This is a genomic window from Streptomyces sp. GESEQ-35, from assembly GCF_017948485.1.
In the GTDB taxonomy this organism is placed as follows: Bacteria; Actinomycetota; Actinomycetes; order Streptomycetales; family Streptomycetaceae; genus Streptomyces.
The window spans coordinates 1-1372 of the sequence record NZ_JAFFSX010000078.1 but is presented as its reverse complement, the minus strand read 5'-3'; the positions used below and the strand labels follow the sequence as shown (position 1 = coordinate 1372).

Sequence of the window (1372 nt, the reverse complement as noted above, 5' to 3'; positions counted from 1 at the left end):
GGCGGTGGCCGCCGCGAAGGACGCGTACGCGACCTGGGGTCAGTCCTCGCTGGCCAAGCGGAGCACGATCCTGTTCAAGTTCCGGGCGCTGCTGGACGCGAACCGGGACGCGATCGCCGAGCTGATCACCGCCGAGCACGGCAAGGTGCACTCCGACGCGCTGGGTGAGGTGGCGCGCGGTCTGGAGATCGTGGACCTGGCGTGCGGGATCACCGTGCAGCTCAAGGGCGAGCTGTCGACCGAGGTCGCCTCGCGGGTGGACGTCTCGTCCATCCGGCAGCCGCTGGGTGTCGTCGCGGGCATCACGCCGTTCAACTTCCCGGCGATGGTCCCGATGTGGATGTTCCCGATCGCCATCGCGTGCGGCAACACCTTCGTGCTCAAGCCGTCCGAGAAGGACCCCTCGGCCTCCCTGAAGATCGCCGAGCTGTTCGCCGAGGCGGGTCTGCCGGACGGCGTCTTCAACGTCGTCCACGGCGACAAGGTGGCCGTCGACCGCCTGCTGGAGCACCCGGACGTCAAGGCCGTCTCCTTCGTCGGCTCGACCCCGATCGCCCGCTACATCCACACCACCGCCGCCGCCAACCACAAGCGCGTCCAGGCCCTGGGCGGCGCCAAGAACCACATGCTGGTGCTGCCCGACGCCGACCTGGACGCCGCCGCCGACGCGGCCGTGTCCGCGGCCTACGGCTCGGCGGGCGAGCGCTGCATGGCGATCTCCGCGGTCGTCGCCGTCGGTGCGATCGGCGACGAACTGGTGGACAAGATCCGCGAGCGCGCCGAGAAGATCAAGATCGGCCCCGGCAACGACCCCACCTCCGAGATGGGCCCCCTGATCACCGCCGTGCACCGCGACAAGGTGGCCTCCTACGTCACCGGCGCGGCGGCCGAGGGCTGCGAGGTCGTCCTGGACGGTACGGCGTATACCTATGAAGGTGCCGGCCACGAGGACGGGCACTGGATCGGCATCTCCCTGCTCGACAGGGTGCCCACGACCGCGAAGGCCTACCAGGACGAGATCTTCGGCCCCGTCCTGTGCGTGCTGCGCGCCGAGACCTACGAGGAGGGCGTGGCCCTCATCAACGCCTCGCCGTTCGGCAACGGCACCGCGATCTTCACCCGGGACGGCGGCGCCGCCCGCCGCTTCCAGCTGGAGATCGAGGCCGGCATGGTCGGCGTGAACGTCCCGATCCCGGTCCCCGTCGGCTACCACAGCTTCGGCGGCTGGAAGGACTCCCTCTTCGGCGACCACCACATCTACGGCAACGACGGCACCCACTTCTACACCCGCGGCAAGGTCGTCACCACCCGCTGGCCCGACCCGGCCGACGCCCCCTCCGGCGTCGACCTGGGCTTCCCCCGCAACCACTGA

1 protein-coding gene is annotated in these 1372 nt (G+C 70.3%); it reads left to right on the top strand.

Annotated features, from left to right (window positions below):
• Positions 1–1372: CoA-acylating methylmalonate-semialdehyde dehydrogenase (gene mmsA / locus KCH87_RS48405; protein ID WP_210594457.1), on the top strand; the 1372-nt coding region annotated here is incomplete at its 5' end.